General features: G+C 66.1%; 14 protein-coding genes. All 14 read left to right on the forward strand.

The window, feature by feature from the left end; genetic code table 11:
- Nucleotides 1-157 precede the first annotated feature (157 nt).
- The 14 genes from rplP to secY all read left to right on the forward strand — a co-directional run bounded on the left by rplP (nt 158) and on the right by secY (nt 7,067).
- Entirely contained in the window at nt 158-577 is a 420-nt protein-coding gene (gene rplP, locus B7767_RS12635; protein WP_007443989.1) for a 50S ribosomal protein L16, read from the forward strand.
- Nucleotides 577-801 carry a 50S ribosomal protein L29 gene (gene rpmC / locus B7767_RS12640; RefSeq protein ID WP_007494763.1) on the forward strand — a complete coding sequence of 75 codons (225 nt, stop codon included), beginning with the start codon at nt 577-579 and terminating at the stop codon, nt 799-801. The genes rplP and rpmC overlap by 1 nt, the downstream gene beginning before the upstream one ends.
- Nucleotides 798-1,085 (forward strand): 30S ribosomal protein S17, encoded by a 288-nt coding sequence (rpsQ, locus tag B7767_RS12645; RefSeq protein WP_004927263.1) that lies wholly within the window; start codon nt 798-800, stop codon nt 1,083-1,085. The genes rpmC and rpsQ overlap by 4 nt, the downstream gene beginning before the upstream one ends.
- 130 nt (nt 1,086-1,215) lie before the next feature.
- Nucleotides 1,216-1,584: a 50S ribosomal protein L14 gene (rplN, locus tag B7767_RS12650; protein WP_030831680.1), complete on the forward strand. Its 369-nt coding sequence runs from the start codon at nt 1,216-1,218 to the stop codon at nt 1,582-1,584.
- 2 nt (nt 1,585-1,586) lie between these two features.
- On the forward strand, nt 1,587-1,910 hold the full coding sequence (gene rplX, locus B7767_RS12655) for a 50S ribosomal protein L24 (protein ID WP_030860979.1): 324 nt from the start codon (nt 1,587-1,589) through the stop codon (nt 1,908-1,910).
- Entirely contained in the window at nt 1,910-2,467 is a 558-nt protein-coding gene (gene rplE / locus B7767_RS12660; RefSeq protein ID WP_030860981.1) for a 50S ribosomal protein L5, read from the forward strand. The genes rplX and rplE overlap by 1 nt, the downstream gene beginning before the upstream one ends.
- Nucleotides 2,468-2,472: 5 nt before the next feature.
- On the forward strand, nt 2,473-2,658 hold the full coding sequence (locus B7767_RS12665) for a type Z 30S ribosomal protein S14 (protein WP_003948630.1): 186 nt from the start codon (nt 2,473-2,475) through the stop codon (nt 2,656-2,658).
- A 213-nt stretch (nt 2,659-2,871) separates the two neighbouring features.
- Nucleotides 2,872-3,270 carry a 30S ribosomal protein S8 gene (gene rpsH / locus B7767_RS12675; RefSeq protein WP_030831671.1) on the forward strand — a complete coding sequence of 133 codons (399 nt, stop codon included), beginning with the start codon at nt 2,872-2,874 and terminating at the stop codon, nt 3,268-3,270.
- A gap of 24 nt (nt 3,271-3,294) precedes the next feature.
- Entirely contained in the window at nt 3,295-3,834 is a 540-nt protein-coding gene (gene rplF / locus B7767_RS12680) for a 50S ribosomal protein L6 (RefSeq protein WP_030860985.1), read from the forward strand.
- Nucleotides 3,835-3,837: 3 nt separating this feature from the next.
- The gene (gene rplR, locus B7767_RS12685; RefSeq protein ID WP_030860987.1) at nt 3,838-4,221 is read left to right on the forward strand and encodes a 50S ribosomal protein L18; all 384 of its coding nucleotides are present in this window, start codon (nt 3,838-3,840) and stop codon (nt 4,219-4,221) included.
- A gap of 40 nt (nt 4,222-4,261) precedes the next feature.
- Nucleotides 4,262-4,867, forward strand: a complete 606-nt coding sequence (gene rpsE, locus B7767_RS12690) for a 30S ribosomal protein S5 (RefSeq protein WP_030860989.1) — start codon at nt 4,262-4,264, stop codon at nt 4,865-4,867.
- 2 nt (nt 4,868-4,869) lie between these two features.
- Nucleotides 4,870-5,052, forward strand: a complete 183-nt coding sequence (rpmD, locus tag B7767_RS12695; RefSeq protein WP_004984515.1) for a 50S ribosomal protein L30 — start codon at nt 4,870-4,872, stop codon at nt 5,050-5,052.
- Between the two features lie 2 nt (nt 5,053-5,054).
- Nucleotides 5,055-5,510: a 50S ribosomal protein L15 gene (gene rplO, locus B7767_RS12700; protein WP_006140897.1), complete on the forward strand. Its 456-nt coding sequence runs from the start codon at nt 5,055-5,057 to the stop codon at nt 5,508-5,510.
- Nucleotides 5,511-5,753: 243 nt separating this feature from the next.
- Nucleotides 5,754-7,067 (forward strand): preprotein translocase subunit SecY, encoded by a 1,314-nt coding sequence (gene secY / locus B7767_RS12705; protein ID WP_085572282.1) that lies wholly within the window; start codon nt 5,754-5,756, stop codon nt 7,065-7,067.
- Nucleotides 7,068-7,117 lie beyond the last annotated feature (50 nt).

The raw sequence follows: 7,117 nt of genomic DNA on the forward strand, positions 1-7,117 counted from the left end.
CCCGCGGTGGCGCCGACCGCCCGGCCCGTGGTGGCCGCGGTGGCGAGCGTGGCGGCCGCGGCCGCAAGCCGCAGCAGGCTCCCGCTGCCGAGGCCCCCAAGGCCGAGGCTCCGGCTGCCGCTCCGGCTGAGAGCACCGGAACGGAGGCCTGACCGACATGCTGATCCCCCGTAGGGTCAAGCACCGCAAGCAGCACCACCCGAAGCGTCGTGGCATGGCCAAGGGCGGTACGACGGTTGCGTTCGGCGAGTACGGCATCCAGGCCCTCACGCCGGCGTACGTGACCAACCGCCAGATCGAGGCGGCCCGTATCGCGATGACCCGCCACATCAAGCGTGGTGGCAAGGTCTGGATCAACATCTACCCGGACCGCCCGCTCACGAAGAAGCCGGCCGAGACCCGCATGGGTTCCGGTAAGGGTTCGCCGGAGTGGTGGATCGCGAACGTGCACCCGGGCCGGGTCATGTTCGAGCTGTCCTACCCCAACGAGAAGATCGCCCGTGAGGCGCTGACCCGTGCGGCCCACAAGCTGCCGATGAAGTGCCGGATCGTCAAGCGCGAGGCAGGTGAAGCGTGATGTCGGCCGGTACCAAGGCGTCCGAGCTGCGCGAGCTGGGCAACGAGGAGCTTCTGGCGAAGCTCCGCGAGGCCAAGGAAGAGCTGTTCAACCTCCGTTTCCAGGCGGCGACCGGTCAGCTCGAGAACCACGGTCGGCTGAAGGCCGTCCGTAAGGACATCGCGCGGATCTACACCCTGATGCGCGAGCGCGAGCTGGGCATCGAAACGGTGGAGAACGCATGAGCGAGAACAACGTGACTGAGACGAACACCGAGGCCCGGGGCGACCGCAAGACCCGTGAGGGCATCGTCGTCAGCGACAAGATGGACAAGACCGTCGTCGTCGCTGTCGAGGACCGCAAGAAGCACGCGCTGTACGGCAAGGTCATCCGCAGCACGAGCAAGCTCAAGGCCCACGACGAGCAGAACGCCGCCGGCGTCGGCGACCGCGTCCTCCTGATGGAGACCCGGCCGCTGTCCGCCACGAAGCACTGGCGCATCGTCGAGATCCTCGAGAAGGCCAAGTAGGTAATTCCCGCGAGGGAATTCCCAAAAGTACGTTCCCGCGGGGCATCCCTCGCAGGACAGTTCCGCCAGGCTCCGGGGGCCGTTCAGCCGAACGGCCCCCGGGGAACCGGCAGACAATCAGGAGATAGACGTGATCCAGCAGGAGTCGCGACTGCGTGTCGCCGACAACACGGGTGCGAAGGAAGTCCTCTGCATCCGTGTGCTCGGTGGCTCCGGTCGCCGCTACGCGGGCATCGGTGACGTCATCGTCGCCACCGTCAAGGACGCGATCCCCGGTGGCAACGTGAAGAAGGGTGACGTCGTCAAGGCGGTCATCGTTCGCACCGTCAAGGAGCGCCGCCGTCCGGACGGCTCGTACATCCGCTTCGACGAGAACGCCGCCGTCATTCTGAAGAACGACGGCGACCCTCGTGGCACCCGTATCTTCGGCCCCGTCGGCCGTGAGCTGCGCGAGAAGAAGTTCATGAAGATCATCTCCCTCGCGCCGGAGGTGCTGTGAGCATGAAGATCAAGAAGGGCGACCTGGTCCAGGTCATCACCGGCAAGGACAAGGGCAAGCAGGGCAAGGTCATCGCGGCCTACCCCCGCGAGGACCGTGTCCTGGTCGAGGGTGTCAACCGGGTCAAGAAGCACACCAAGGCCGGCCCGACCGCCGGCGGCTCGCAGGCCGGCGGCATCGTGACCACCGAGGCCCCGGTCCACGTCTCCAACGTCCAGCTGGTCGTGGAGAAGGACGGCAAGAAGGTCGTCACGCGCGTCGGTTACCGCTTCGACGACGAAGGCAACAAGATCCGCGTTGCCAAGCGGACGGGTGAGGACATCTGATGACGACCACCACCACTCCGCGTCTGAAGACGAAGTACCGCGAGGAGATCGCGGGCAAGCTGCGCGAGCAGTTCTCCTACGAGAACGTCATGCAGGTTCCCGGCCTCGTCAAGATCGTGGTCAACATGGGTGTGGGCGACGCCGCCCGCGACTCCAAGCTGATCGAGGGCGCCATCCGCGACCTCACCACGATCACCGGTCAGAAGCCGGCCGTCACCAAGGCCCGCAAGTCCATCGCGCAGTTCAAGCTGCGTGAGGGCCAGCCGATCGGTGCCCACGTCACGCTCCGTGGCGACCGCATGTGGGAGTTCCTGGACCGCACCCTGTCGCTCGCGCTGCCGCGCATCCGCGACTTCCGCGGCCTGTCCCCCAAGCAGTTCGACGGCCGTGGCAACTACACCTTCGGTCTCACGGAGCAGGTCATGTTCCACGAGATCGACCAGGACAAGATCGACCGCACCCGGGGTATGGACATCACCGTGGTGACCACGGCGACCAACGACGAAGAGGGCCGCGCCCTTCTCCGTCACCTCGGCTTCCCCTTCAAGGAGGCGTGAGCGAGATGGCGAAGAAGGCTCTGATCGCGAAGGCTGCTCGCAAGCCCAAGTTCGGTGTGCGTGGCTACACCCGCTGCCAGCGCTGTGGCCGCCCGCACTCCGTGTACCGCAAGTTCGGCCTGTGCCGCGTGTGCCTTCGTGAGATGGCTCACCGTGGCGAGCTGCCGGGCGTGACCAAGAGCTCCTGGTAACCCGGGTAATTCCGGACTCCCAGGGCTCTCGGTAAGCATTGGGAACGGCAGGAGGTCCACTCCGCATGGCTTAGGCTTGCGGGGTTGGGCACCTGCCGTGCCCCAGACGACTTACTACGCCGTAGGTCCACCGCGCCGCACCCGTCCCGTCTCGGATCGGGGAGAGGGATGGCGCACCAGGAAACCCCGGCGAGAGAGGCCGAAGGCCAATTCATGACCATGACTGATCCGATCGCAGACATGCTTACGCGTCTGCGGAACGCGAACTCGGCGTACCACGACTCCGTGGCGATGCCGCACTCGAAGATCAAGTCGCACATCGCGGAGATCCTCCAGCAGGAGGGCTTCATCACGGGCTGGAAGACCGAGGACGCCGAGGTCGGCAAGAACCTCGTCCTCGAGCTGAAGTTCGGCCCGAACCGTGAGCGCTCCATCGCGGGCATCAAGCGGATCTCCAAGCCCGGTCTCCGGGTGTACGCGAAGTCCACCAACCTGCCGAAGGTGCTGGGCGGCCTCGGCGTGGCGATCATCTCCACGTCGCACGGGCTCCTCACCGACAAGCAGGCCGGCAAGAAGGGCGTGGGTGGGGAAGTCCTCGCCTACGTCTGGTAGCGGAAGGGAACGGAGGAAACAGCTATGTCGCGCATCGGCAAGCTCCCCATCGCGGTTCCCGCCGGCGTGGACGTCACCATCGACGGCCGTACGGTCGCGGTCAAGGGCCCCAAGGGCACGCTGACCCACACCGTCGTGGCGCCGATCGAGATCGCCAAGGGTGAGGACGGCGTGCTGAACGTCACCCGCCCCAACGACGAGCGTCAGAGCAAGGCCCTGCACGGCCTGTCCCGCACGCTGGTGGCGAACATGATCACCGGCGTGACCCAGGGTTACGTGAAGAAGCTCGAGATCAGCGGTGTCGGTTACCGCGTTGTCGCCAAGGGTTCGAACCTGGAGTTCTCCCTCGGCTACAGCCACTCGATCACCGTCGAGGCCCCCGAGGGCATCACCTTCAAGGTGGAGTCCCCGACCCGTTTCTCGGTCGAGGGCATCGACAAGCAGAAGGTCGGCGAGGTTGCGGCCAACATCCGCAAGCTGCGCAAGCCCGACCCGTACAAGGCCAAGGGCGTCAAGTACGAGGGCGAAGTCATCCGCCGCAAGGTCGGAAAGGCGGGTAAGTAAGCCATGGCATACGGGCAGAAGATCCTCAAGGGCGACGCCTACAAGCGCGCCGCGATCAAGCGCCGCCACATCCGGATCCGCAAGCGGATCGCGGGTACCGCGGAGCGTCCCCGTCTGGTCGTGACCCGCTCCAACCGCCACATCGTGGCGCAGGTGATCGACGACCTGAAGGGTCACACCCTGGCGTCGGCGTCCACCCTGGACGCGTCGGTCCGCGGTGGCGAGGGCGACAAGTCCGCGCAGGCCAAGCAGGTCGGCGCCCTGGTCGCCGAGCGTGCCAAGGCCGCCGGTGTCGAGGCCGTCGTGTTCGACCGTGGTGGTAACCAGTACGCCGGGCGCATCGCCGCCCTGGCGGACGCCGCCCGCGAAGCCGGCCTGAAGTTCTGAGCCGGTTCCGAGCTAGCGGAAACAGAGAGAGGTAATTCCAATGGCTGGACCCCAGCGCCGCGGTGGCGGTGCCGGTGGCGGCGAGCGGCGGGACCGGAAGGGCCGTGACGGCGGCGCAGCTGCCGCCGAGAAGACCGCGTACGTTGAGCGCGTCGTCGCGATCAACCGCGTCGCCAAGGTTGTGAAGGGTGGTCGTCGCTTCAGCTTCACCGCGCTGGTCGTGGTGGGCGACGGTGACGGCACCGTGGGTGTCGGATACGGCAAGGCCAAGGAGGTGCCGGCCGCCATCGCCAAGGGCGTTGAGGAGGCCAAGAAGCACTTCTTCAAGGTCCCCCGCATCCAGGGCACCATCCCGCACCCCATCCAGGGTGAGAAGGCTGCCGGCGTCGTGCTGCTCAAGCCCGCGTCGCCCGGTACCGGTGTGATCGCCGGTGGTCCGGTGCGCGCCGTGCTCGAGTGCGCCGGTATCCACGACGTGCTGTCGAAGTCGCTCGGCTCCGACAACGCGATCAACATCGTGCACGCGACCGTGGCGGCCCTCAAGGGCCTGCAGCGTCCCGAGGAGATCGCGGCCCGCCGTGGTCTGCCGCTCGAGGACGTCGCCCCCGCGGCCCTTCTCCGCGCACGTGCCGGGGCGGGTGTGTGATCATGGCGCAGCTCAAGATCACGCAGGTCAAGTCCTACATCGGCAGCAAGCAGAACCACCGTGACACCCTGCGTTCGCTTGGCCTGAAGAAGGTCAACGACGTGGTCGTCAAGGAGGACCGCCCCGAGTTCCGCGGCATGGTGCACACCGTCCGCCACCTCGTGACGGTCGAGGAGGTCGACTGATCATGGCGGAGAACAACCCGCTCAAGATCCACAACCTCCGTCCCGCCCCCGGCGCCAAGACCGCCAAGACCCGTGTCGGTCGTGGTGAGGCGTCGAAGGGTAAGACGGCCGGTCGTGGTACGAAGGGCACCAAGGCCCGTTACCAGGTTCCGGAGCGCTTCGAGGGTGGCCAGATGCCGCTCCACATGCGCCTCCCGAAGCTGAAGGGCTTCAAGAACCCGTTCAAGACCGAGTACCAGGTCGTGAACCTCGACAAGCTGGCCGCGCTGTACCCCGAGGGTGGCGAGGTCACCGTCGAGGGCCTGGTGGCCAAGGGTGCCGTTCGCAAGAACAGCCTCGTCAAGGTCCTCGGCCAGGGCGAGGTCTCCGTGGCGCTGCAGGTGACGGTCGACGCCGTCTCCGGCTCCGCCAAGGAGAAGATCACCGCCGCCGGCGGTACCGTCACCGAGCTCGTCTGACCCTTTCAGGTGTCTCGATGACGTAGAGCGATCCCGACCGGGGATACCCCACATTTGGGGTATCCCCGGTTGGTCGTTCCTAGGGCGGCATGGTCGCCGGTAAGGTGGCCTGCGCTGCCCACTGACCTCGGGTGCCCCAATGGGGCACTCAGGGCGGCAGTTGACCGTTACGTATTCGTCCTTAGTCGGAATCTCAAGACCGTCACCCTTGACGCAGTTGCGCGGGGGGTCGCAGGAGGCACCGTGCTCACCGCGTTCGCCCGGGCGTTCAAGACGCCCGACCTGCGCAAGAAGCTGCTCTTCACGCTCGGCATCATCGTGGTGTACCGGATCGGTACCAACGTTCCCATTCCGGGCGTCGACTACCGCAACGTCCAGACCTGTATCGACAACGCCGAAGCCAATTCCGGCCTGTTCGGTCTGGTCAACATGTTCAGCGGCGGGGCTCTGCTCCAGATCACGATCTTCGCGCTGGGCATCATGCCCTACATCACCGCGTCGATCATCCTGCAGCTGCTGACCGTGGTGATCCCGCGTCTGGAAGCCCTCAAGAAGGAGGGCCAGGCCGGTACGGCGAAGATCACGCAGTACACCCGTTATCTGACGGTGGCGCTGGCCATCCTCCAGGGCACCGGCCTGGTGGCCACCGCCCGCAGCGGCGCCCTGTTCCAGGGCTGCCCGGTCGCGAGCCAGATCGTCCCGGACCAGTCGATCTTCGTGACCGTCACCATGGTCGTCACCATGACCGCCGGTACGGCCGTCGTCATGTGGCTCGGTGAGCTCATCACCGACCGCGGCATCGGCAACGGCATGTCGATCCTGATGTTCATCTCGATCGCCGCGACCTTCCCCTCCGCCCTGTGGGCCATCAAGGAGCAGGGCAGCCTCGCGGACGGCTGGATCGAGTTCGGCACCGTGATGCTCGTCGGGTTCGTCATGGTCGGCCTGGTCGTCTTCGTGGAGCAGGCCCAGCGCCGGATCCCCGTGCAGTACGCCAAGCGCATGGTCGGCCGCCGTTCCTACGGCGGTACGTCGACGTACATCCCGCTCAAGGTGAACCAGGCGGGCGTGATCCCCGTCATCTTCGCCGCGTCGCTGCTGTACATCCCGGCGCTGATCGTCCAGTTCTCCAGCTCGACGGCGGGCTGGGCGACGTGGATCGAGGCGAATCTCGCCGACCCCGGGGCCGCGGCGCACATCGTCCTGTACTTCCTTCTGATCGTGTTCTTCGCCTTCTTCTACGTGGCGATCTCCTTCAACCCCGAGGAAGTCGCCGACAACATGAAGAAGTATGGTGGCTTCATCCCGGGCATCCGGGCTGGCCGACCGACCGCTGAGTACCTCAGCTACGTACTCAACCGGATCACCTGGCCGGGTTCGCTGTACTTGGGTCTGATCTCTCTCGTGCCGACAATGGCGTTGGCTGGTTTCGGGGCAAACCAGAACTTCCCGTTCGGCGGGACCAGCATCCTGATCATCGTGGGTGTCGGTCTCGAGACGGTGAGGCAGATCGAGAGCCAGCTCCAGCAGCGCAATTACGAAGGGTTCCTCCGCTGATGCGAATCGTCCTCGTCGGGCCGCCGGGTGCCGGTAAGGGTACGCAGGCC

The sequence above is a fragment of the Streptomyces sp. 13-12-16 genome (assembly GCF_002114215.1).
Lineage (GTDB): Bacteria > Actinomycetota > Actinomycetes > Streptomycetales > Streptomycetaceae > Streptomyces.